The sequence below is a fragment of the Variovorax sp. Sphag1AA genome, from assembly GCF_014192575.1.
Taxonomy (GTDB): Bacteria; Pseudomonadota; Gammaproteobacteria; order Burkholderiales; family Burkholderiaceae_C; genus Variovorax.
Genome location: NZ_JACHYC010000004.1, coordinates 54,630 through 77,405 on the forward strand (window position 1 = coordinate 54,630; position 22,776 = coordinate 77,405).

Below are 22,776 nucleotides of genomic sequence, written 5' to 3' on the forward strand. Positions count from 1 at the left end.
CGCGCGATGCCCTGCAACGCCCCGCAACGCCTCTGGTCTTCGTTCGAAGAAGCGGCCTGCGCGCGCCTGCAAGGTAAATCCAAAAAAACCGAGCTCATCTGACCGGAGCTTCGGTTCCGTCGTCGGATGAGCGACGGAACCCGCAAGGCTCAGGCTTCAGCCGGTTGTGTGTGCGCATTCGAAGGTGGTTCTTCCATCGGTCGGCTCCTGAAAGGACTTCGCGTGCACGCCACCCCTCATCAATCTCCTGACTTTTCCGGGCTCTGGATCCCGCTCGTCACGCCGTTCCGCGGCGGCGCCGTGGATCACACCGCACTGGCCCGACTGGTCGAACGGCTCGCGCCGACGGGCATCGCCGGCTTCGTGGTCTGCGGCTCGACCGGCGAGGCTGCCGCACTCGATGAAGACGAGCAGTTGGCAGTGCTCGACACGGTCGCCCGCGCCGCGCCCTCATTGCAGCGCATCATGGGGATCTCGGGCTATCACCTCGGCAAGACGCTCGACTGGGTGAGACGACTCGCAGAGCGGGGGATCGCCGGGCTGCTGGTTCCAGCGCCGAACTACATCCGTCCTTCGCAGAACGGCATCCGCGATTGGTTCGAGGCGATTGCCGAGGCGAGCGCCGTTCCGATCGTGATCTACGACATTCCGTACCGCACCGGCATTTCGATCGCGCGGGACACCCTGCTCTCGCTGGCCGCCCATCCGCACATTTGCGCGATCAAGGACTGCGGCGGCGACGCGGCGAAGACGCGTGCGCTGATCGCAGATGGGCGCCTTCAGGTGCTTGCCGGAGAGGATGCCCAGATGTTCAGCACCGTCGCTGAAGGCGGCGCCGGCGCAATCGCCGCGAGCGCGCATGTGCAGACCGAGCGATTCGCCAATGTGCTTCGTCTGCTGGGCGAAGAGAAGCTCAAGGAAGCGCGGGCTCTATGGCAGCCGCTGCTCCCGCTGATCGAGGCGCTTTTTGCCGATGCGAACCCCGGTCCGGTCAAGGCCTTGCTCGCGCATGAAGGGCTGATCGCCGATGAGTTGCGCCCGCCAATGACGCGCTCTGCGGCGAATCTGCTGGATCGCCTGCTGGCGATCGACGCCGCGATCAGCCGCCAGTGACCGGCGGAAAGAACGCCACCTCGCTGCCATCGCGCAGCGCGGCCTGGTCGTTGCTCATGACCTGATCGAGCGCCATGCGCACCGCACGGCCTCGCGCCAGGGCGCTGGCGTGCGGCTCGCCGCGGGCGATGAGTTCATCGCGCAGTGCGCCGAGGTTCGTCGCCGCGGTGTCGATCGCCTCGCCACCTGTTCCGAGCGCTTCGCGCACCGAGGCGAAATAGCGGACGTTGATCTTCATGCTCAGGCCAGCAACGATGCAAAGGGGATGAACTGGACCATGTCTCCTGCCTTGAAAGGCTGGCCGGCGGGCGTGTCGATCACGCCGTCGCCCCAAACGGTGGAAGTCAGTACACCAGAGCTCTGGTTGGAGAACAGATCCAGACCACCCGCGGCATTGCGACGTGCACGCAGGAATTCGCGACGACGATCGGCGCGCGGCCAATCGAAATCGGCGCGCATCGCCACCGGCTCGACCGCGACGCGCTTCGCACCTTGCAGCGTGAGGAGGAAGGGCCTCACGAGCAGCAGGAAGGTCAGGAAGCTCGACACCGGATTGCCGGGAAGGCCGGTCAGATGAGCCTCCCCGATGCGGCCATAGGCGAAGGGCTTGCCGGGCTTCATCGACAGCGACCAGAGTTCGAGGCTGCCCAGATGCTGCACGGCGGCCTTGATGTGATCTTCCTCGCCGACAGAGACGCCGCCGGTGGTGATGATCAGGTCGTTGCGCTGGGCTGCTTCGCGCAGCGCCTCGATGGTCGCCTCGCGCCGGTCCGGCACGATGCCGAGGTCGTTGACTTCACAGCCGAAGCGCTTGAGCAGCGCGCGCATGAAGAAGCGATTGGAGTTGTAGATGGAACCCGGCTTCATCGCGTCGGGTGCCACCTCGCCGGGCATCACGAGTTCGTCGCCGGTCGACAGCAGCGCGACACGCGGACGCTTCGACACCTCGAGCTGGGCGAAGCCGACGCTCGCCGCCAAGCCCAGGCCGGCGGGAGTCAGCCGGTCGCCCTTCGAGAGAACAACGTCGCCGGCGGCGACGTCCTCGCCGGCGCGACGGATCCATTGCCCTTGAGACGGCGCGATTTCGATGCGCACAGTGCCCAGGCTGCCTTCCTCGGGCATGGCTTGCGTGTCTTCCTGCATCACGACCGCATCCGCACCCTCGGGAATCTGCGCGCCGGTGAAGATCCGCGCTGCAGTGCCGGCGGCGAGCGACGTGCCGACGGTGCCGGCGGGGATGCGCTGGGCGACGCGCAATACGGCTCCCGCAGTCGCGCAATCCGCCGCGCGAACCGCGTAACCATCCATCGAACTGTTGTCGCGCGGTGGCACGGTGAGCCCCGAGACAACATCCTGCGCAAGCACCCGGCCGTCGGCCTCGAAAGTCGAGACGCTCTCGCTGCCAAGTCGGGGCGATGCGGCAGCGAGCAAACGCGAAAGCGCTTCGTCGAGCGCCATCAGAGGGGGACGCGAGGATGTTTCAGCCATGGTGCTTCACCTTGTATTCGAATCGATCGGCATGCAGCAGGAGCCACTCGGCGATGCCATCGACGTCGTCGAGGTCAAAGATCGGCAGTTCCGTGGCTTGCGGCAGGCTCTGCGGGGTGTTGGTGGCGATGCCGACGATAAAGCGGTCTTCGGTGTAGCGCACGGGGCGGGCGTCTTCGCCCTCCGCCGGCGCGCGCCAGACTTCAAGCTTGCGCAGATCGCTGTGCTTGAAACCTTCCACCAGCACCCAGTCGACGCCCGAATCGAGTTCCGCAAGCAGGTCGTGCACATCGAGCTGAGTCGGCCTGTCGAACTCACGAATGAGTGCCAGGCGCTTGTCCGAGCCGACCACCACTTCGAAGGCCCCCGCCTCGCGATGCCGAAAGGTGTCCTTGCCCGGATGGTCGATGTCGAACTTGTGATGCGCGTGCTTGACCACCGACACGCGCTGGCCCTTCCGTTTGAGCACGGGGATCAGGCGCTCGACGAGCGTCGTCTTTCCCGCACCGGAGAAGCCGGCGAAGCCGATGACTTTCATGAAATCTCCCCCAGGCTTCGCGCACTTCGTGTCGCTGCGCCACCCCCCTCGCAGGGGGCGCACCCGGCGGCCCGGCCAAGCCGGTTCCGCGGGTGCCCTGGGTTGGGCAACGCCAGTTTCATCTCAATCGCAATGCTTCGCGATGTAAGCCTTGACCGCCTCCGCGTCGGCAGGGAGTTTGACGACCCGCTTGGGCAAGTCCTCGATGCCTTCGAAACGCGCGGGACGCTCCGGCTCATGGCCCAGGGCCTCCACGATGGTCTCAGCGAACTTGATCGGCAGCGCGGTTTCGAGAACGATCATCGGGACACCCGGCGTGAGATGTTCGCGCGCGGCCTTGAGGCCGTCGGCCGTGTGCGTATCGATCAAGGTCGCGAATCGCTTGTCGGTATCGCGGATCGTCGCGAGACGATCGGCATGCGTGCTGCGGCTGCTTGCAAAGCCGAACTGGCTTGCTGCCTTTGCGAAGACCGGGTCCTGGCTGAGGTCGAAGCGTCCGGTGCGACCCAGATCGTCTTCGAACAGTGCGCGACTCTTGGCCGCATCGCGACCCACCAGGTCGAAGATGAATCGCTCGAAGTTGCTGGCCTTCGAGATGTCCATCGAAGGGCTCGAGGTCTCGTGCGTATCGGCGGCCGAGCGCACGCGGTAGACACCAGTCCGGAAGAACTCGTCGAGCACATCGTTCTCGTTCGTCGCCACAACGAGCGTGCGGATCGGCAAGCCCATCATCCGCGCCACGTGGCCCGCGCAGACGTTGCCGAAGTTGCCCGAGGGCACGGTGAAGCTCACCGGCTTGTCGTTGCTCGCCGTGGCCTGGAAGTAGCCGGCGAAGTAATAGACCACCTGCGCCAGCAGGCGTGCCCAATTGATCGAGTTGACGGTGCCGATCTTGTATTTGCGCTTGAAGGCAAGATCGTTCGACACCGCCTTGACGATGTCCTGGCAGTCGTCGAAGACGCCCGCGATGGCGATGTTGTGGATGTTCTCGTCCTGCAGGCTGAACATCTGCGCCTGCTGGAACGGGCTCATGCGCCCGTCCGGCGAGGTCATGAAGACACGCACGCCCTTCTTGCTGCGCATGGCGTACTCGGCGGCGCTGCCGGTATCACCGCTGGTCGCGCCAAGGATGTTGAGTTGCTCACCACGGCGCACCAGTTCGTACTCGAACAGGTTGCCGAGGAGCTGCATCGCCATGTCCTTGAAGGCCAGCGTCGGGCCATTGGACAGGGCTTCGAGGTAGACGCCGTCTTCCAACTCGCGCAGGGGCACGATGTCGGACGTACCGAACACTTCCTCGGTGTAGGTCTTGGCGCAGATCGCCTTCAGGTCCGCCGCAGGAATGTCGTCGACGTAGAGCGAGAGGATTTCGAACGCCAGCTCGGCATAAGGCAACCCGCGCCATGTGGCGAGCGTGGCGGCATCGACCTTCGGGTACTGCTCCGGCAGGTACAGGCCGCCATCGGGCGCGAGGCCTTCCAGCAGGATTTCGCAGAAGCGGCGACGTTCGGGGTGGCCGCGCGTGGAAAGGTAGCGCATCAGGAAAGCTCTTCCTTGCGAAGACGAATGATCGGGGCGAGCACGGTCGGCAATGCCTGCACCTGGGCAAGCACCTCGTCGAGCGTGCCTTCGCGCGTGTCGTGCGTGAGGATGATGAGGTCAGTCTGCGTCGAGCCTTCGCCGCCCACTTCGTCGGCTTCGCGCTGCAGCACCGCGTCGATGCTGATCCCGGCGCTCGCGAGCAGACCAGTGACTTTGGCGAGCACGCCGGCTTCGTCGGCCACGCGCATGCGCAAGTAGTAGCTGGTCACCACTTCCGACATGGGCAGGACCTTGAGGTCGCTCATCGCATCGGGATGGAATGCAAGGTGCGGCACGCGATGGGCCGCATCGGCGGTGTGCAGGCGCGCGATGTCGACCAGGTCGGCGATGACCGCGCTGGCGGTCGGCTCGCTACCCGCGCCCTTGCCGTAGTAGAGGGTGGTGCCTACGGCGTCGCCGTTGACCACGACGGCATTCATCGCGCCTTCGACATTGGCGAGCAGACGCTTCGACGGCACCAGCGAGGGATGCACGCGCAACTCGATGCCGTTTGCCTTTCGCTTGGTCACGCCCAGCAGCTTGATGCGATAGCCGAGCTGCTCGGCGTACTTGATGTCCTGCGCGGCGAGCTTGGTGATGCCTTCGACATGGGCCTTGTCGAACTGCACCGGGATGCCGAACGCGATCGCGCTCATGAGCGTGACCTTGTGTGCTGCATCGACGCCTTCGATGTCGAAGGTCGGATCGGCTTCTGCATAGCCGAGGCGCTGCGCTTCTTTCAGCACGGTGTCGAAGTCGAGGCCCTTGTCCCGCATCTCCGACAGGATGAAGTTGGTGGTGCCATTGATGATTCCGGCAATCCACTGGATGCTGTTTGCCGTGAGCCCTTCGCGCAGTGCCTTGATGATCGGGATCCCGCCCGCGACGGCGGCCTCGAATGCGACCATGACGCCCTTGGCATGTGCTGCCGCGAAGATCTCGGTGCCGTGCACGGCAAGCAGCGCTTTGTTGGCAGTCACCACGTGCTTGCCGGCAGCAATCGCTTCGAGCACGAGTTGCTTCGCGATGCCATAGCCGCCGATGAGCTCGATCACGATGTCGATGTCGGGGTTGGCGATGACCGCGCGCGCGTCGTCGACCACCTTCACGCCTTCGCCGACGACGGCCTTGGCACGCGCTGCGTCGAGGTCGGCGACCATGGTGATCTCGATCCCACGGCCAGCCCGGCGCTTGATTTCTTCCTGATTGCGCTGGAGCACCTTGAAGGTGCCGCTACCGACCGTGCCGATGCCGAGCAGGCCAACTTGAATGGGTTTCATGATTTCGTCTTCAATGCGGAAAAGCGGAAGGCAAGGCCCAGGATCAGGCGAGCCGGTTTCGGTAGCGTTCGAGGAAGGCGGCGATGCGATTGATAGCCTCGCGCAGGTCCTCCTCGTGGGGCAGGAAAACAATGCGGAAATGGTCGGGCGTCTTCCAGTTGAAGCCGGTGCCCTGAACCAGCATCACCTTGGTCTCCTTGAGCAAGTCGAGGAAGAACTGGCGGTCGTCCTCGATCGGATAGACCCTCGGGTCCAGCTTCGGGAACATGTAGAGCGCCGCGCTCGGCTTGACGCAGGTCACGCCCGGGATCGCGGTGATGAGCTCATAGGCCAGGTCGCGCTGACGGCGAAGGCGTCCGCCGGGGCCGACGAGTTCGTTGATGCTTTGGTAGCCGCCAAGCGCCGTCTGGATCGCCCATTGGCCCGGCACGTTGGCGCACAGGCGCATGTTCGAGAGCATGTTGAGCCCCTCGATGTAGTCGCGCGCAATCTTCTTGTCGCCTGAGACCACCAGCCAGCCGGCGCGATAACCGCACGAGCGATAGCTCTTGGACAGCGAGTTGAAGGTGAGCGTGAGCACGTCCTTCGACAGGCTCGCGATGGCTGTGTGCTTCACGCCGTCGTAGAGCACCTTGTCGTAGACCTCGTCAGCGAAGATCACCAGGCCGTGCTCTCGCGCGATTTCGACGATGCCTTTAAGTAGCTCATCTGAATACAGAGCACCAGTGGGATTGTTCGGGTTGATGACGACGATGCCCTTGGTACGCGGCGTGACCTTAGCGCGGATGTCGTCGAGGCTCGGCATCCAGCCGTTGTCCTCATCGCAAAGGTAGTGCACGGGCTTGCCACCCGAGAGGCTCGCGACCGCGGTCCAGAGCGGATAGTCGGGCGCGGGCAGCAGCAGTTCGTCGCCGTCGTTGAGAAGCGCGTTGGTCGCCATCGCGATCAGCTCGCTCGCACCGTTGCCGAGATAGATGTCGTCGAGCGTGACGCCTGCAATCCCCTGCTTCTGCGTCTCGTGCATCACCGCCTTGCGCGCCGCGAAGATGCCCTTGCTGTCCGAATAGCCGGCCGAAGCAGGCAGGTTGCGGATCATGTCCTGCTGGACCTCTTCGGGTGCATCGAAGCCGAACACGGCGAGATTGCCGATGTTGAGCTTGATGATCTTCTGGCCCTCTTCCTCCATCTGCTTGGCGGCGTCCATGATCGGGCCACGGATGTCGTAGAGCACGTTGGCCAGCTTGGCCGATTTCTTGAGCGGTTTCAAAGTCCCTCCAAGGGGGTCTGCGCAGGGGAAAACCTATAATTTGACCACAGTTCCCCGCCCTTCCCGATGAAGCTCCAGCCTGATAAATCCGACGTCCAGACACTGACTGCACATGGCCCGGGCTGGGTCGCCATCAACAACGAACGGGTCGAATCCAGCGTCGTCGTCGGCTCCCGTGGTGAGCGCTTCCCGTGGAACTGCGCGCGCTTCGATGAATTGGGGCCGGAGCACTTCGCGCAACTGGCATCGCTGGGCGCGGAATTGATCATTTTCGGAAGCGGATCGCGCATCCGGTTTCCGAAGCCGGTCTGGCTCCAGGCGCTCATGGCTCAGCGAACCGGCGTCGAGACCATGGACACGGCTGCCGCCTGTCGCACCTACAACATCCTCGCCAGCGAAGGCCGCCATGTGGTCGCGGCCCTCCTTATTGAGGATGTCCCGGGCGGGCAGTAGGAGGCATTTCGAGGTAAAATCGCGGGCTGCAAACCGGCGGCACGCCCTCATCTAGCAACGACCAATCCCCTCCGTGCTCGATTCGATCGGGCATGGAATCAAACCGGAGAAAACAAGTTTCATGGCGATCGTTGTCAACAAACCCATTCCCGAATTCGACGCCAATGCTACCGGCGGCCTGAAGGTCTCGAACACCTCGCATCTCGGCCAAGTCCTGGTGATGTACTTCTATCCCAAGGACAACACCCCAGGCTGCACGACCGAAGCCATGCAGTTCCGCGATCGTTACAAGGATTTCGAAAAAGCTGGCGCCACGGTGTTCGGCGTGTCGCGCGACAACATGAAGTCGCATGACGAATTCAAGGCCAAGCTCGAGCTCCCCTTCGAACTGATTGCAGATACTGAAGAAAAGATGTGCCACATGTTCGGCGTCGTCAAGAACAAGATCATGTACGGCAAGAAGGTCAAGGGCATCGAACGCAGCACCTTCCTCATCGGTGCGGACGGTGTTCTCAAGGCTGAGTGGCGCGGGCTCAAGGTGCCCGGCCATGTCGACGAGGTACTCAAAGCTGTCAAGGCGCTCAAGAAAGCAGCCTGATTCACCAAGTGTGAGGTTTTGCGCACCCCCGTTGGAGGCGCGCAACTAACAGAGGAAGTGACACTCGCGATGTGCATAATGGCTTCATGCCGTTGAGTTCCGCGACCGCATCCATCGAACAAAGCCGCCAGGTTCTTCAGGCGGCTTTTTCATTTTCTGGCCCCTTCATTCTTGCGAGCGAACCGCCCCATGCCCCTGCCCCCCGCCCCTACGAAACGTGCCTCCATGCTTTCGCCGAGCGCGCACGACGCGCCCGCCCGGTCTTCGCAGGGCCGAAGCGGTCGCCGTTCAACTGACAGGAAATCGGAAGACGGCGGCGCGACAGGGCCGCGGCCACTCGAACTATTCGATCGTCACGCTGACGAGGCCGGGGGAAGCGTCGAAACGCTACCCGCCCTGAAGGCGAAAGCCCCGGCTCCAGTGGCGAAGGCGCCTTCGCCCAGCACGTCCGAAACACCGGAGACGGCGGCCGTAGTCTTGCGTCAAGCTCAGCCACGCGCCAAACGCAGCAAGGCGAACGGCCCGGTCAAGCTTTTCGTGCTCGACACCAACGTGCTGCTGCACGATCCGATGTGTCTCTTCCGCTTCGAAGAGCACGACATCTTCCTGCCGATGATCGTTCTGGAAGAGCTCGACGGGCACAAGAAGGGCACCACGGAAGTCGCCCGCAACGGTCGCCAAGCCAGCCGGACCCTGGACGCCCTCGCCGCAGCGCAGGGAGCGGACATCGGCAAAGGCCTGAAACTCGACACCACCGGCCATCGCGAGTCCGGCGGCAAGCTTTTCTTCCAGACGGAGCCGCTCGAATACACCTTGCCGACCAGCCTGCCGCAGGGCAAGGCCGACAACCAGATTCTGGGCGTCGTCCAGGCGCTGAGCGACCTGAATTCGAAAGACGCGCCCGGCCGGCCGAAGCGAGAAGTCGTACTGGTGTCGAAGGACATCAACATGCGCGTCAAGGCGCGCGCACTGGGCCTGCATGCAGACGACTACCAGAACGACAAGACGCTGGATGACGGCGACCTGCTCTACTCCGGCTCGCTTGCGCTACCGCCGGATTTCTGGACCCGCCAGAGCAAGACCATCGAAAGCTGGCAAAGCGGCAGCAGCACGTTCTACCGCGTCAGCGGGCCGATCGTCCCGAACCTCTTCATCAACCAGTTCATCTACTTCGAAGCGCCCGGCGAGCCAAGCATGTATGCAAGGGTCACCGAAATCCGCGACAAGACGGCGGTGCTCAAGACGCTGAAAGACTACGGCTCCGTCAAGAACGCCGTTTGGGGCGTGAACACGCGCAATCGCGAACAGAACTTCGCGATGAATCTGCTGATGGATCCCGAGGTCGACTTCGTGACGCTGACCGGTACAGCCGGCACCGGCAAGACGCTGATGGCGCTCGCGTCAGGTCTCACTCAGGTTCTCGATGACCGCCGCTACACCGAGATCATCATGACCCGCGCCACCGTGAGCGTCGGCGAAGACATCGGCTTCCTGCCGGGAACCGAGGAAGAAAAGATGGGCCCATGGATGGGCGCGCTCGACGACAACCTCGAGTTCCTCGCCAAGGGTGACAGTGGTGGCGCAGGCGAATGGGGTCGCGCCGCGACGAATGAGCTCATCCGCAGCAAGATCAAGATCAAGAGCATGAACTTCATGCGCGGGCGAACCTTCCTGAACAAATACGTGATCATCGACGAGGCCCAGAACCTCACGCCGAAGCAGATGAAGACGCTGGTCACTCGGGCAGGCCCGGGCACGAAGATCATTTGCATGGGCAACCTGGCGCAGATCGATACGCCATACCTGACAGAAGGCTCCTCCGGCCTGACCTTCGCGGTCGACAAGTTCAAGGGCTGGCCGCACAGCGGCCACATCACGCTGGCGCGCGGCGAACGCTCGCGCTTGGCCGACTTCGCCAGCGAAGTGCTCTAGCGACGGCAACTCAACCGGTGCGCCCGGTTGAGTATTCATGCTGACAACACTCCTGACAGAACGTTGTCAGCAGCTGTCGCGCAGCATCTAGGCTTCTTTCACTGCCCAAGGAAGCTGATCATGTCCACCACCATCAACTGGTTCGAAATCCCTGTCGCCGATCTGGATCGCGCACAGACGTTCTACGAAGAACTGCTCGGCCGGAAGCTGAAGCGAGAATCCTTCGGCGGCGAACCGATGGCTGTCTTCCCCTACGAAGAGCCGGCAACCGGAGGTTGCCTCACAGCCGGCCAAACCCGTGCTGCAGCCGCCGGCAGCGGTGTCCGCATCTATCTCGACTGCATGCCAAGCATCGATGAAGCCATTTCCCGGGGCGTTGCCGCTGGCGGGCAGATCATCGAGCCGAAATCCGAGCTCCCGGCGGGGATGGGTTTCATCGCGCATCTGCGAGACACCGAAGGCAATGAAGTCGGGCTGCACGCGCTGGCCTGACACACCTCTTCTGGCGGCGCTCGAGACGAGGCCGCAATCCGACTCGCTCCACACCCGGAGCGGTGAGTCTTGATACGGAGCAAGTCATGCAACCTCAACTTCAACGACTGGGTGCGTTCAACGTCGCAGGGCTGACCGCGCGGACCACCAACCGTGACGAAAACGACCCCGAGGCCGCGCGAATCGGTACTCTGTGGAATCGCTTCTTCGATGAGCGCATCTACGAGAAGACGCCTCGTCGGATCGCCGATATGCACCTCTATGGCGTCTATTCGGCCTATGAAACCGACGCTAACGGCGCCTTCGACATCACCACAGGCGTCGCGGTCGCCGATGGTCCGGAAGCAGTGCACATTGAAGGCGGCGACTACCTCGTCTTCTCCGGACAAGGCGCCATGCCCCGGATGGTCCTCGCAGTGTGGGAAGCGATCTGGCAATATTTTGATAACCATCCGGAAATCAGGCGCCGCTATCGAAGCGACTTCGAGGCATACGCCGGCCCGGAGCAGGTCGCCATTCACATTGGAGTCGAACTGGACTGACATGAATCCGACCCTCAGCGCGCGCGGAAAGACCTGGCGGGAACGACTCGCCGGTCGGCTCCTTATCGTCGAAGACTTCGCAAAGAAGCGGATGGGGAGCTGACTGCCAGCATGCGCCGCGCTGATCGCCTCTTTCAGATTGTCCAGATCATTCGCGGGCGGCGGCTCACGACTGCCGCCTTCCTCGCCCAACGCCTGGAGATTTCGGAGCGCACTGTCTATAGAGACATCGCAGATCTCCAGCGTCAGGGCGTGCCGGTCGACGGCGAGGCCGGCGTCGGCTACCGCATTGGTTCGGGCTTCGACCTTCCACCGCTCATGTTCACTCAAGATGAGGCCGCGGCGTTGGTTGCCTCGGCCCGGCTCGCGCAGAGCTGGGTCGACACCGCAATGGCGCGGGACATCGAATCCGCGCTCGGAAAGATTCTTTCCGTGCTGCCACCCGCGGCTCGCGTTTCAGCGGAAAGTCTCGCGCTCTATGCACCGGCCTACGTGCTTGACGACGGTACGCGCACGCGACTCCAGATATTGCGAGAAGCCGTGCAATCGCGGCACAAAGTCCGGATGGACTATCACGATGTCGTCAGCCTGCCAACGCAGCGCACGGTGCGCCCCCTAGGTTGTTTCTATTGGGGAAAGGTCTGGACCTTTTCAGCCTGGTGCGAACTCAGGGAAGACTTCCGTGCCTTCAGGCTCGATCGCATCGATCAGATCGAAGTCCTGCCCGAGCGCTTCCGCGATGAACCGGGCAAGACACTTGCCGACATGCTGAGAAACCTGCAGGCAAACTCCCGCAAGGCCGAATCTGCCAAACAGGACTAGAAATCGTCGCCACCCATGGCGAGATTTTCGAACTTGGTCAACGGCTTCAGGAACGCGAGCTTCACAGTGCCGGTCGGCCCGTTCCGGTGCTTGCTGATGATCACTTCCGCGACGCCCGGCTCCTTGCTGTCCTTGTTGTAGTAGTCGTCGCGGTAGATGAACATGATCAGGTCGGCATCCTGTTCGATCGCGCCCGATTCACGCAGATCGCTCATCATCGGACGCTTGTCGGTACGGCTTTCGACGCCGCGGCTCAGCTGCGACAGCGCAATCACTGGGCACTTGAGCTCTTTCGCAAGCATCTTCAATCCGCGCGAGATTTCGCCCACGGCGGTAGCGCGGTTCTCGTCGTTCATGCTGCTCGACACGCTCATGAGCTGAAGGTAGTCGACCACGATCAAGCCCAGCTTGCCGTACTGCCGCGCGAGCCGGCGCGCGTTGGCGCGAAGCTCGCTGGTGGTTAGGCCCGGTGTTTCGTCGATGTGCAGCGACACATTGCGCAGCTTTTCGATGGCTTCCGTGAGCCGCGGCCACTCGTCGTCGGTGAGCTTGCCGGTTCGCAGGTGCCCCTGGTCGATGCGCCCAATCGAGCCGACGATACGAACAGCCAATTGCGACGCGCCCATTTCCATGGAGAACACTGCGACGGGCAACCCCTCATTCAGCGCAACATGTTCAGCAATGTTGATGGCCAGCGAAGTCTTCCCCATCGACGGACGCGCAGCAAGCACGATCATGTCGCCCGGCTGAAGTCCCGAGGTCATCTTGTCGAACTCGTAGAAGCCCGTTCGAACGCCGGTGATGTCGTTCGGGTTCTCGGCCATTTCCGTCACGCGATCGAGCAGCTCGACCACCAGCGCATCCATGGCCTGGAAGCCCTGCTTCATCCGCGTGCCTTCTTCGCCGATGTTGAAGATCTTTTGTTCGGCCTCGTCGAGGATCTTGTCGACCGCCTTGCCCTGCGTGTTGAAGGCATTCGTCGCAATCTCATCGCTGGCGGCTACGAGTTTCCGCAGGATCGATCGCTCGCGGACGATTTCGGCGTAGCGCCTGATGTTGCTCGCGCTCGGCACATACTGGGCAAGCGAGTTGAGGTAGGCGAGGCCGCCGATTTCCTCGGCCTTGCCAAGGCTCTGCAATTGCTCGTAGACCGTGATCACGTCGGCCGGCTTACTGGCGTTGATCAGCGCGCCGATTGCGGCATAGATCAGCTTGTGCTCGTGACGATAGAAGTCGCTGTCGACAACCACGTCGCCCATCCGGTCCCATGCGCCGTTGTCCAGAAGGAGGCCGCCGAGAACGCTCGATTCGGCTTCGATCGAATGCGGCGGGATGCGCAATTGCGCGATCTGGCGATCGTTCGAAGGGTCGTTATCTGCGTAGGAAAAGACGGCGGACATGAGGCTCCTTGCAACCCTGCATGCTAAGCCGCGCGACGCGCGGCGTCACGTGGACAAGGCTGTGAATATTCGGTGATCTTCCGGTGAACGACGCGGGATAACGCGGTCACCAAAAAAAGAAAAGCCGCCCGAAGGCGGCTTTCGAGACGGGCGTGGCCCGCAGTGCGATCAGGCGCTCTCGCCGTAGACCGTCACGTTGATTTCGACGACCACGTCTGTGTGCAGTGCAACGCTTACAGTGCTGTCGCCAACGACCTTGATCGGGCCGCTGGGCATGCGCACTTGCGACTTGGCGACCTTGTAGCCGAGCTTGTTCAGTTCATCGGCGACGTCGTGGTTCGTGACCGAGCCGAACAGACGGCCATCGACACCAGCCTTTTGCGTCAGCTTGACCGCCGTGCCGGCGAGCTTTTCGCCTTGGGCTTGAGCTTCAGCCAGCTTGGCGGCAGCGGCCTTCTCGAGTTCGGCGCGCTTGGCTTCGAATTCGGCCTTGGCGGCTTCCGTCGCGCGACGAGCGCGGCCCGAAGGGATCAGGTAGTTGCGTGCGTAGCCGTCCTTGACCTTGACGATCTCGCCGAGCACACCGAGGTTGACAACCTTGTCCAGAAGAATGACTTGCATGATGTCCAGTTCCTTAGACGCGGTGTTGGTCGCTGTACGGCACCAGTGCGAGGAAGCGTGCGCGCTTGATCGCGGTGTTCAGCTGACGTTGGTAGATGGCACGCGTACCGGTGAGGCGCGCGGGGATGATCTTGCCGTTTTCGCTGATGAAATCGCGAAGGGTATCGACGTCCTTGTAGTCGATTTCCTCAACGCCAGCGACGGTGAAGCGGCAGAAGCGCTTGCGCTTGAACAGTAGCGACTGGGTGTTGCGCTTCGGACGCTTGTCCTTGTTGAATTTCTTGAACGTGGCCATTTGGGACCTCTTGTCGAAAATTAATCTTGCTGAAAATCCTGGATGTGCAGAACCGGATGCTTGCCGTTACCCGGAGTGGCAAGGAAACCCTGAAATATCCAGAGACTTCCCAGTGCCTGCCGTGCCAGTCGCTCCGCGACTGAACCGAACGCCACGGCCTTGATGGCCGCCTTCACCTTCCTTGATTGACCCGCTTCGTCGATCGTGGACTCGTGTTCGAGTCTGGCGTCGACTGCGGGCAGGCCGGCGGGCGTGAAACGCAGGGCTCCGATTTCGGCGACGCAGGCAGTCAGCATGAGCTGATTGACCGCGGCGGCACTCACACCATCAGTTGTTGTTGGCGGCGTACTCGGCCTGCTGCGCCTTGCGCGCTTCTTCGCGCTCGACCGTCTTCATCATCGACGAAGGACCGGTGTCGGCCTTCTTCTTGACCACGGTCAGGTGACGCAGGACGGCGTCGTTGAACTTGAACGCGTGCTCGAGTTCGGCCATGACAGCTTGCTCAGCCTCGATGTTCACGCACAGGTAGTGCGCCTTGTTGAGCTTGTTGATCTGATAGGCCAGTTGACGACGGCCCCAGTCTTCGACGCGATGAATCTTGCCGCCGCCGGCGGTGATCATGCCCTTGTAGCGCTCCAGCATGGCCGGAACTTGCTCGCTTTGATCCGGATGGATCAGCAAAATGATTTCGTAGTGACGCATGGCACTCCTTGTGGATCTTCCGTAGAAGGGATAAAGCCACCCGCAGCGTCAGTTGCAGTGTGGCAAGGCAAAGCCGGAAATTATAGCAGGCTCATTCGCCAATGAGCGCGCGCTCCAACGCCGCAGCCTTGTCGGGGCCTACGGCGGACTGGATCTTCGGGAACAACTCGCGGAGCTGCTCGAACGTCGACGTACCCTCGACAGCCAGATTGAGCCTGAACCCACGCAGCCCAAGACTTGCCGTGAGTTGCGTCGCGATGGGATACGCATCCTTGTAACGCTGCTGTGAGGAACGTCCGGACGGAGGCAGTGCCACGACGGCATCTGACGCTGGATGAGAAGCGACCGGAACGGGCTGCGCCGGACTGGGAGCCGGCACCTCCGAGACGAGCCGCTCGAGCAAGCCCAGTTCGACAAGTTGATCGATGTCCTCACGGACGATGCCCATCCCAGACTCGATCACCTCGTCCACCGAACGCCGGCCGTCGAAAAGGATGAACGCCGACCGCTGGCGCGGCGTAAGCCGCACCGACCGATCCTTGAGCACCCGATGCCCGGTTTCTGTCTTGATAAGAATCATGCTTTCCTCGACGCCAGACGGGGAGGACCAAGCGGCTTGTTGCCGGTGTTGGTGCATTGCGCCCCTTGGGGTCAGAAGTTTGACACCAAAGATGCATCTGGTTGCAAATACATCAGCCTGACGCGGGGATTACAGCGTTTCGTGTGACAGAAGTCGTTGCGCGGCGATGACAGTCGCCCGGCGCGCAACGCCGGTCTAGTTCAACGGGTAGCGAGCTGCGTCCAGGTGTCGATCACACTGTCAGGATTGAGCGAAATCGACTCGATTCCCTGCTCCGCCAGCCAGACGGCGAAATCAGGATGGTCGCTGGGACCTTGCCCGCAGATGCCGACGTACTTGCCCTGCGCCTTGCACGCGCTGATGACGCGGCCAAGCAAAGCCTTCACAGCCGGATCGCGCTCATCGAAGTCCGCGGCGAGCAGTTCCAGTCCCGAGTCGCGATCCAGTCCCAGGGTGAGCTGGGTCAGGTCGTTGGACCCGATCGAGAAGCCGTCGAAGTATTTGAGGAACTCGTCCGGCAGCACAGCATTGCTGGGCACCTCGCACATCATGATCAGCTTGAGTTCGTTCTCGCCGCGCTTCAGACCGTGCTCGCCCAGGAGACCGGTCACACGCTCGGCCTGGCCCAGCGTGCGCACAAACGGCACCATGATCTGGACGTTCGCCAGGCCCATTTCGCCGCGCACGCGCTTGAGTGCTTCGCACTCCATGGCGAACGCCTCGCCGAAATCTGCGCTGAGGTAGCGCGCCGCGCCACGGAAGCCGAGCATCGGGTTTTCTTCCTCCGGCTCATAGCGGCTGCCGCCGATGAGCTTCCGGTACTCGTTGGACTTGAAGTCGGAAAGCCGCACGATCACTGGCTTGGGCCAGAACGCTGCTGCAATGGTTGCGATCCCTTCAGCCACCTTGTCGACGTAGAACGCACGCGGCGAAGCGTGGCCGCGTGCCACCGATTCGACTGCCTTCTTCAGGTCGGCATCAACATTCGGGTAGTCGAGGATGGCCTTCGGATGCACCCCGATGTTGTTGTTGATGATGAACTCGAGACGAGCCAACCCCACGCCCTGGTTCGGCAACTGGGCAAAGTCGAAAGCCAACTGGGGATTGCCGACGTTCATCATGACCTTGACGTCGATCTGCGGCATCTCGCCGCGCTGGACTTCGGTCACTTCGGTTTCAAGAAGCCCGTCGTAGATGAAGCCAGTGTCGCCCTCGGCGCAGCTGACGGTAACGAGCGTGCCGTCCTTCAGCAGATCGGTCGCGTCGCCGCATCCCACCACGGCGGGGATACCCAGTTCGCGCGCGATGATCGCCGCGTGGCAAGTGCGTCCGCCCCGATTGGTGACGATCGCCGAAGCGCGCTTCATGACCGGCTCCCAGTTCGGATCGGTCATGTCGGTCACCAGCACATCGCCGGGTTGCACCTTGTCCATCTCATTGATGCTGTGGACCAGGCGAACCGGACCCGTCCCGATCTTCTGCCCGATGGCACGGCCTTCGGCCAGCACAGCGCCCTTGCCGAGCAGCTTGTAGCGCTGCTCCGCCTTGCCGGCCTGCTGGCTCTTCACGGTCTCGGGGCGGGCCTGAAGGATGTAGAGCTGGCCATCGGTGCCGTCCTTGCCCCACTCGATGTCCATCGGGCGGCCGTAGTGCTCTTCGATCACTAGCGCGTACTTGGCGAGTTGCTCGACGTCCGCGTCGGTCAGCGAATAGCGGTTGCGCTGTTCCGCCGGCACGTCGGTGGTCTTGACGAGCTTGCCAGTGGAGGCTTTCTCGGCGGCCGTGGCGAATTCCATCTGGATCAGCTTCGAACCGAGGTTGCGGCGAATCACTGCACGTTTGCCAGCGCGGAGAGTCGGCTTGTGCACGTAGAACTCGTCAGGATTGACGGCGCCCTGCACCACCGTTTCGCCGAGACCGTAGCTGGACGTGATGAACACGACATCCTGGAAGCCGGATTCGGTATCGATGGTGAACATGACCCCGGCGGCCCCGAGGTCGCTGCGAACCATCCGCTGGACACCGGCCGACAGTGCCACCACGTCATGCGCGAAACCCTTGTGCACCCGGTAGCTGATCGCGCGGTCGTTGTAGAGGGACGCGAAGACCTCCTTCATCTTGTGAAGGACGTCCTCGATGCCGACCACGTTCAGGAAGGTCTCCTGCTGACCCGCGAAGGAGGCATCCGGCAAATCCTCCGCAGTGGCCGACGAGCGCACGGCGAAACTTGCCTGCGGATTGCCGGCCGAAAGGGTTGCGAACGCAGATTCGATCGCCTTCTGCAGATCGGCCGGGAAAGGCTGGGCCTCGACCATCGACCGGATCTCGGCGCCGGCTGCGGCAAGCGCGCGAACGTCTTCGGTGTCCAGCTTTGCCAGACGCGCATTGATCTTGTCGGCCAGGCCGTCATGCGCCAGGAACTGGCGGAAGGCATGGGCGGTGGTCGCGAAGCCCGTCGGGACGCGCACACCCTGCGGCAACTGGGAAATCATCTCGCCGAGGCTGGCGTTCTTGCCACCGACCGACTCGACGTCGGTCATCCTCAGGTTTTCGAACGGTACGACCAAGGCGGTCGCTTCGAAGAGTGCAGACATGGGAAAGCTCCAGAAGTTGAAACTGATGCTGCATGCAGGCGGCGCAACGCGATCATTTTTGTTGCTCTGGGCGCTGGGGCGGATGCATGGGAGGAATTCGGGCGGGGATCGAACGGCGGGATTCCCGATAATGGGCCGGATTGTAGGCGCGCCGCGATCCGGCGCGCGGTTCCGGACAAGGCCCACAGATCATGCACACGCGCACCGTTTTTTTTGTTTCCGACGGGACTGGCATCACGGCCGAAACCTTCGGCAATGCCGTTCTCGCCCAGTTCGAGATGAAGCCGCGCCATGTGAGGCTGCCCTTCACCGACACTGTGGACAAGGCGCATCAGGCGGTCCGGCGAATCAACCACACCGCGGAACTGGAAGGCGTTCGCCCCATCGTCTTCACGACGCTGGCCAACATGGAAGTGCTCGGGGTGATCGAGACCGAGTGCAAAGGCATGCTGCTCGACATGTTCGGTACGTTCGTCCGGCCGCTGGAGATCGAGCTGGCCATGAAATCGAATCACCGGATCGGCCGCTTCAGCGATGTGAGCAAAAGCAAGGAATACAACGAGCGGATCCAGGCGATCGATTTCAGCCTGGCGCATGACGACGGCCAGAGCAACAGGGATCTCGAGAGCGCCGACGTCATTTTGGTGGGCGTCAGCCGCAGCGGGAAGACGCCTACTTCGCTCTACCTGGCCATGCAGCACGGATTGAAGGCCGCCAACTACCCGCTGATTCCAGAGGACTTCGATCGCAGGCAATTGCCCCCTGCACTGCTGCCGCACCGCAAGAAGATCTTCGGCCTCACGATCCAGCCGGAGCGCCTGGCTGAAATCCGCAACGAGCGCCGCCCCAATTCCCGCTACGCCAGTATCGAAAACTGTCGACATGAAGTCAGCGAAGCCGAGGCGATGATGCGACGAGCCGGCATCCGCTGGCTCTCGACCACCACCAAGTCAATCGAAGAGATCGCAACGACCATCCTGCAGGAGTTGCGGCCAGAGCGCCTCACCTACTGAGGCGCCCAGCCCGACATCAGGCGGCCACGGGCTCCGCCTCGGCGGGTGCCGACGTCCGGATCAGGTGGTCGAAGGCGCTCAGCGCCGCCTTCGCACCTTCGCCGGCCGCAATGATGATCTGCTTGAACGGCACGGTCGTCGCATCGCCCGCCGCAAACACCCCAGGGACCGAGGTCTGGCCACGCGCATCCACGATGATCTCGCCGTGCTTCGACAGTTCGACTGTTCCCTTGAGCCAGTCAGTGTTCGGAACAAGCCCGATCTGGATGAACACGCCTTGCAGCTCCACCTGATGACTCTGGCCAGTCGCGCGGTCCTTGTAGGTCAGGGCGTTGACCTTCTGCTTGTCGCCGTTGATTTCCGTGGTCTGCGCATTGGTGATCACCGTGACGTTCGGGAGGCTGCGCAGCTTGCGTTGCAGCACCGCGTCAGCGCGCAGTTGCTTGTCGAATTCGATCAACGTGACGTGGCCGACGATGCCGGCCAGGTCGATTGCTGCTTCGACACCCGAGTTGCCGCCGCCAATCACCGCAACCCGCTTGCCCTTGAACAGTGGGCCATCGCAGTGCGGGCAGTAGGCCACACCCTTGTTCTTGTATTCCTGCTCGCCCGGCACATTGATGTTGCGCCAACGCGCACCAGTCGAGATCACGACTGAACGGCTCTTGAGCGAGGCGCCGCTTTCGAGCTTGACCTCGATCAGGTCACCGGACGGCACGAGCGCCGCAGCGCGCTGCAGATTCATGATGTCCACGTCGTAGTCGCGCACATGCTCTTCAAGCGCGAGCGCGAACCTGGGGCCCTCGGTTTCCTTGATCGAGATGAAGTTCTCGATCCCCATGGTGTCGAGCACCTGTCCGCCGAAGCGCTCCGAAGCCACGCCGGTGCGAATTCCCTTGCGCGCCGCGTAAACGGCAGCAGCGGCGCCCGCTGGCCCGCCACCCACGATGAGCACGTCGAACGGATCCTTTGCGGCAATCTTCTTCGCCTCGCGCTCCACGCCGCTGGAATCCAGCTTCGCGAGAATTTCTTCCAGGGTCATGCGGCCTTGGCCGAACTCAGTGCCATTCAGGAACACCGTCGGCACCGCCATGATCTGGCGCTCCTTGACTTCGTCCTGGAACAGCGAGCCATCGACCATCGTCGTCTTGATGCGCGGGTTCTGAACCGCCATGAGGTTCAGTGCCTGCACGACGTCCGGGCAGTTGTGGCACGTGAGCGAGATATAGATCTCGAATTCGAGATCGCCGTCGAGTGCACGGATCTGATCGAGCACGGCCTGCTCGACCTTTGGCGGGTAGCCGCCAACCTGCAGCAACGCCAGCACCAGAGAAGTGAATTCATGTCCCATCGGCAGACCGGCAAAGCGCGGGCCATGGTTTTCGCTCGGGCGGTTGATCGAGAAAGACGGCTTGCGATGGTTGTCACCGCGGCTTTCAAGAACCTTGATGAGCGAAGACGACTCCGCCACGTCCTTCAACAGTGCCTGCAGGTCGCTGGAGGCCTTGCTGTCGTCGAGCGATGCGACGATTTCGATCGGTTGCGTGATGCGATCGAGGTAGCTTTTGAGTTGCGATTTGGTGCCTGCGTCGAGCATGTGGACTCACTTCTGAATGCGAACGGAAACAAAAAGGCCCGGGAGCTTGCGCGCCCGGGCCACGGCGCGGGAAGACTGCTTAGATCTTGCCGACGAGGTCGAACGAAGGCTTGAGCGTTTCAGCGCCTTCGGTCCACTTGGCGGGGCAAACTTCACCCGGGTGAGCAGCGACGTATTGCGCAGCCTTCACGCGGCGGAGGAGTTCGGCAGCGTCGCGACCGATGCCGTTGTCATGCACTTCGATCGTCTTGATCTTGCCGGCAGGATCGATAACGAAGGTGCCGCGGTATGCAAGACCGGCGTCCTCACCCTCTTCGATCAGCACCTGGAAGGCGCGTGCCAGTTGCTGGCTCGGATCGCCGATCAGCGGGTACTTGACCTTGCCGATGGTTTCCGACGTGTCGTGCCAGGCCTTGTGCGTGAAGTGGGTGTCGGTCGACACGCCGTAGATTTCGACGCCCAGCTTCTGGAATTCGGCGTAGTTGTCAGCGAGGTCGCCGAGCTCGGTCGGGCACACGAAGGTGAAGTCAGCCGGATAGAACACGACAACAGACCACTTGCCCTTGAAGCTCTCTTCGGAGACGGGCACGAACTTGCCGTTGTGATAGGCGGTGGCCTTGAAAGGCACGACTTCGGTGTTGATCAGGGACATTGATGAGTTCCTAGTTGGCTAATGAAAAAGGCGAGCCATCAGTATAACTACTAATACACGCCTTCTGATAGCCATGACCTATTAAATGCATTGGGCGCCCCTATGCGCAGCATCGTCTCGGCAAACCCCAATGCGAACGCCTATCAGCATCACACTCATGCAGACCGCCCGCGCATGGGATTGGCTTGCAGCGCGACTGATCCCGTTCACAATCGATCGTTTCAAGAAGAAGGAAAAGATCATGAAGGGCGACCCACAAGTCATCGATCATCTACAGGCTCAACTCAAGAATGAGCTGACTGCAATCAACCAGTACTTCCTCCACTACCGGATGCTCAAGCACTGGGGCCTCGACAAGCTGGCCAAGAAGGAATATGAGGAGTCCATCGGCGAGATGAAGCATGCGGACAAGCTAATGGACCGCATCTTCATGCTCGACGGACTGCCGAACCTGCAGGATCTCGCCAAGCTCAACGTAGGCGAAGACGTTCCAGAGATCCTCGAATGCGATCTCAAGGCGGAAGTGGGAGCGCAGGCCACGATCAAGGCTGGCATTGCACACTGCGAATCAGTGCGTGACTACGTGTCTCGCGACATCCTTCAGGAAATACTGGACGACACCGAGGAACACATCGACTTCCTCGAAACGCAGATCGACCTGCTCGGCAAGGTCGGGCTGCAGAACTACCTCCAATCCCAGATGGGCGAGATCGAGTAAGTCGCTCAGTCATCTCCCGCGCCCTCGCCTTTTGTTGGCCGGGGCGCTTTTTTTTGATTCGCCGGATCGAACCGATTCACCTTTCCTCGGCCGCAGCGACAGGCGCCCAGACACGGCAAGTTGGACTGCTCCCCTTTGGGGTTGATAGTTATTGCAAATGCGAAGAATTCGTATTTATAATCGTGCCCTCTTCAGTACAGCCAGCAAGTCGCTTACAGGCCATGATCGTTTGCGTATGTCGCCGAGTCTCCGACCGTGAAATCGCACGCCACGTGCGAGCCGGCATGACGTTCGACGAAGTGCAGTTTGAACTTGGTGTTGCCACTCAATGCGGTCAATGCGAAGGTTGCGCGCGCGAAGTAGTCGCTCAGTGCAGCGCCTCGCATCCGATCGCAGCGCTCCATCGCGATACCGGACCAACAGCGATCCAGCTTGCCAATTCCATCAAGGAAAGCAAAGCATGGAACTCTTCGCGGCCCTCGGCGGCAGTCTGATCTT

25 protein-coding genes are annotated in these 22,776 nt (G+C 62.0%); 10 read left to right on the forward strand and 15 right to left on the reverse strand.

From position 1 onward, the window contains the following. Nucleotides 1-222: 222 nt before the first annotated feature. Nucleotides 223-1,113 (forward strand): 4-hydroxy-tetrahydrodipicolinate synthase, encoded by an 891-nt coding sequence (dapA, locus tag FHW64_RS16250; RefSeq protein ID WP_311733316.1) that lies wholly within the window; start codon nt 223-225, stop codon nt 1,111-1,113. On the opposite strand, the gene moaD is transcribed toward dapA, so the two are convergent. The 6 genes from moaD to FHW64_RS16280 all read right to left on the reverse strand — a co-directional run bounded on the left by moaD (nt 1,100) and on the right by FHW64_RS16280 (nt 7,267). Beyond that, nucleotides 1,100-1,351, reverse strand: a complete 252-nt coding sequence (gene moaD, locus FHW64_RS16255) for a molybdopterin converting factor subunit 1 (RefSeq protein ID WP_184528052.1) — start codon at nt 1,349-1,351, stop codon at nt 1,100-1,102. The two genes, dapA and moaD, sit on opposite strands and share 14 nt — an antisense overlap. A 2-nt stretch (nt 1,352-1,353) precedes the next feature. Further along, entirely contained in the window at nt 1,354-2,601 is a 1,248-nt protein-coding gene (glp, locus tag FHW64_RS16260) for a gephyrin-like molybdotransferase Glp (RefSeq protein ID WP_260304825.1), read from the reverse strand. After that, complete coding sequence (gene mobB, locus FHW64_RS16265; RefSeq protein WP_184528054.1) at nt 2,594-3,139, reverse strand: molybdopterin-guanine dinucleotide biosynthesis protein B; 546 nt, start codon at nt 3,137-3,139, stop codon at nt 2,594-2,596. The genes glp and mobB overlap by 8 nt, the downstream gene beginning before the upstream one ends. Before the next feature lie 123 nt (nt 3,140-3,262). Next, a complete protein-coding gene (gene thrC / locus FHW64_RS16270) occupies nt 3,263-4,678 on the reverse strand; it encodes a threonine synthase (protein WP_184528056.1) in 1,416 nt (471 codons plus the stop codon). After that, on the reverse strand, nt 4,678-6,000 hold the full coding sequence (locus FHW64_RS16275; RefSeq protein ID WP_184528058.1) for a homoserine dehydrogenase: 1,323 nt from the start codon (nt 5,998-6,000) through the stop codon (nt 4,678-4,680). Before FHW64_RS16275 ends, thrC begins: the two co-directional genes overlap by 1 nt. A 43-nt stretch (nt 6,001-6,043) precedes the next feature. Then, a complete protein-coding gene (locus tag FHW64_RS16280; protein ID WP_184528060.1) occupies nt 6,044-7,267 on the reverse strand; it encodes a pyridoxal phosphate-dependent aminotransferase in 1,224 nt (407 codons plus the stop codon). 66 nt (nt 7,268-7,333) lie between these two features. Here FHW64_RS16280 and FHW64_RS16285 point away from each other — a divergent pair, with 66 nt between their 5' ends. The 6 genes from FHW64_RS16285 (at nt 7,334) to FHW64_RS16310 (ending at nt 12,106) form a co-directional block, all read left to right on the forward strand. Further along, a complete protein-coding gene (locus tag FHW64_RS16285) occupies nt 7,334-7,720 on the forward strand; it encodes an Mth938-like domain-containing protein (RefSeq protein ID WP_184528062.1) in 387 nt (128 codons plus the stop codon). 121 nt (nt 7,721-7,841) lie between these two features. Then, nucleotides 7,842-8,318, forward strand: coding sequence for a peroxiredoxin (locus FHW64_RS16290; protein ID WP_088957623.1), 477 nt, complete (start codon nt 7,842-7,844; stop codon nt 8,316-8,318). Nucleotides 8,319-8,507: 189 nt separating this feature from the next. Then, nucleotides 8,508-10,250 (forward strand): PhoH family protein, encoded by a 1,743-nt coding sequence (locus FHW64_RS16295; RefSeq protein WP_184528064.1) that lies wholly within the window; start codon nt 8,508-8,510, stop codon nt 10,248-10,250. A gap of 120 nt (nt 10,251-10,370) precedes the next feature. Then, nucleotides 10,371-10,742, forward strand: coding sequence for a VOC family protein (locus tag FHW64_RS16300; protein WP_184528066.1), 372 nt, complete (start codon nt 10,371-10,373; stop codon nt 10,740-10,742). Between the two features lie 86 nt (nt 10,743-10,828). Next, a complete protein-coding gene (locus tag FHW64_RS16305; RefSeq protein WP_184528068.1) occupies nt 10,829-11,284 on the forward strand; it encodes a GyrI-like domain-containing protein in 456 nt (151 codons plus the stop codon). Between the two features lie 111 nt (nt 11,285-11,395). Further along, nucleotides 11,396-12,106, forward strand: a complete 711-nt coding sequence (locus FHW64_RS16310) for a YafY family protein (RefSeq protein ID WP_184528070.1) — start codon at nt 11,396-11,398, stop codon at nt 12,104-12,106. Here FHW64_RS16310 and dnaB read toward each other — a convergent pair. From dnaB to ppsA, 7 genes are all read right to left on the reverse strand, one after another. Beyond that, nucleotides 12,103-13,506 (reverse strand): replicative DNA helicase, encoded by a 1,404-nt coding sequence (dnaB, locus tag FHW64_RS16315; protein ID WP_184528072.1) that lies wholly within the window; start codon nt 13,504-13,506, stop codon nt 12,103-12,105. The genes FHW64_RS16310 and dnaB overlap by 4 nt on opposite strands. 168 nt (nt 13,507-13,674) lie before the next feature. After that, entirely contained in the window at nt 13,675-14,127 is a 453-nt protein-coding gene (gene rplI, locus FHW64_RS16320) for a 50S ribosomal protein L9 (RefSeq protein WP_184528074.1), read from the reverse strand. Between the two features lie 13 nt (nt 14,128-14,140). After that, nucleotides 14,141-14,422, reverse strand: coding sequence for a 30S ribosomal protein S18 (gene rpsR / locus FHW64_RS16325; RefSeq protein WP_019655919.1), 282 nt, complete (start codon nt 14,420-14,422; stop codon nt 14,141-14,143). A gap of 20 nt (nt 14,423-14,442) precedes the next feature. Further along, nucleotides 14,443-14,718, reverse strand: a complete 276-nt coding sequence (gene priB, locus FHW64_RS16330; RefSeq protein ID WP_184529146.1) for a primosomal replication protein N — start codon at nt 14,716-14,718, stop codon at nt 14,443-14,445. 31 nt (nt 14,719-14,749) lie between these two features. Beyond that, nucleotides 14,750-15,124, reverse strand: a complete 375-nt coding sequence (gene rpsF / locus FHW64_RS16335; protein WP_184528076.1) for a 30S ribosomal protein S6 — start codon at nt 15,122-15,124, stop codon at nt 14,750-14,752. A gap of 91 nt (nt 15,125-15,215) precedes the next feature. Further along, nucleotides 15,216-15,704 carry a hypothetical protein gene (locus FHW64_RS16340; protein ID WP_184528078.1) on the reverse strand — a complete coding sequence of 163 codons (489 nt, stop codon included), beginning with the start codon at nt 15,702-15,704 and terminating at the stop codon, nt 15,216-15,218. Between the two features lie 200 nt (nt 15,705-15,904). Beyond that, nucleotides 15,905-18,298: a phosphoenolpyruvate synthase gene (gene ppsA, locus FHW64_RS16345; protein ID WP_184528080.1), complete on the reverse strand. Its 2,394-nt coding sequence runs from the start codon at nt 18,296-18,298 to the stop codon at nt 15,905-15,907. 191 nt (nt 18,299-18,489) lie between these two features. Between ppsA and FHW64_RS16350 the strand changes: the two genes are divergently transcribed. Then, the gene (locus FHW64_RS16350) at nt 18,490-19,311 is read left to right on the forward strand and encodes a pyruvate, water dikinase regulatory protein (RefSeq protein WP_184528082.1); all 822 of its coding nucleotides are present in this window, start codon (nt 18,490-18,492) and stop codon (nt 19,309-19,311) included. 16 nt (nt 19,312-19,327) lie between these two features. Here FHW64_RS16350 and ahpF read toward each other — a convergent pair whose 3' ends face one another. Together ahpF and ahpC are read right to left on the reverse strand one after the other, a co-directional pair. Further along, on the reverse strand, nt 19,328-20,908 hold the full coding sequence (ahpF, locus tag FHW64_RS16355; RefSeq protein WP_184528084.1) for an alkyl hydroperoxide reductase subunit F: 1,581 nt from the start codon (nt 20,906-20,908) through the stop codon (nt 19,328-19,330). A gap of 79 nt (nt 20,909-20,987) precedes the next feature. Then, nucleotides 20,988-21,560, reverse strand: coding sequence for an alkyl hydroperoxide reductase subunit C (gene ahpC, locus FHW64_RS16360; protein ID WP_184528086.1), 573 nt, complete (start codon nt 21,558-21,560; stop codon nt 20,988-20,990). A gap of 241 nt (nt 21,561-21,801) precedes the next feature. Between ahpC and bfr the strand changes: the two genes are divergently transcribed. Together bfr and FHW64_RS16370 are read left to right on the forward strand one after the other, a co-directional pair. Next, nucleotides 21,802-22,278: a bacterioferritin gene (gene bfr, locus FHW64_RS16365; protein WP_184529148.1), complete on the forward strand. Its 477-nt coding sequence runs from the start codon at nt 21,802-21,804 to the stop codon at nt 22,276-22,278. A gap of 221 nt (nt 22,279-22,499) precedes the next feature. Further along, the gene (locus FHW64_RS16370; RefSeq protein WP_093161543.1) at nt 22,500-22,772 is read left to right on the forward strand and encodes a bacterioferritin-associated ferredoxin; all 273 of its coding nucleotides are present in this window, start codon (nt 22,500-22,502) and stop codon (nt 22,770-22,772) included. The last annotated feature ends 4 nt before the right edge of the window (nt 22,773-22,776 follow it).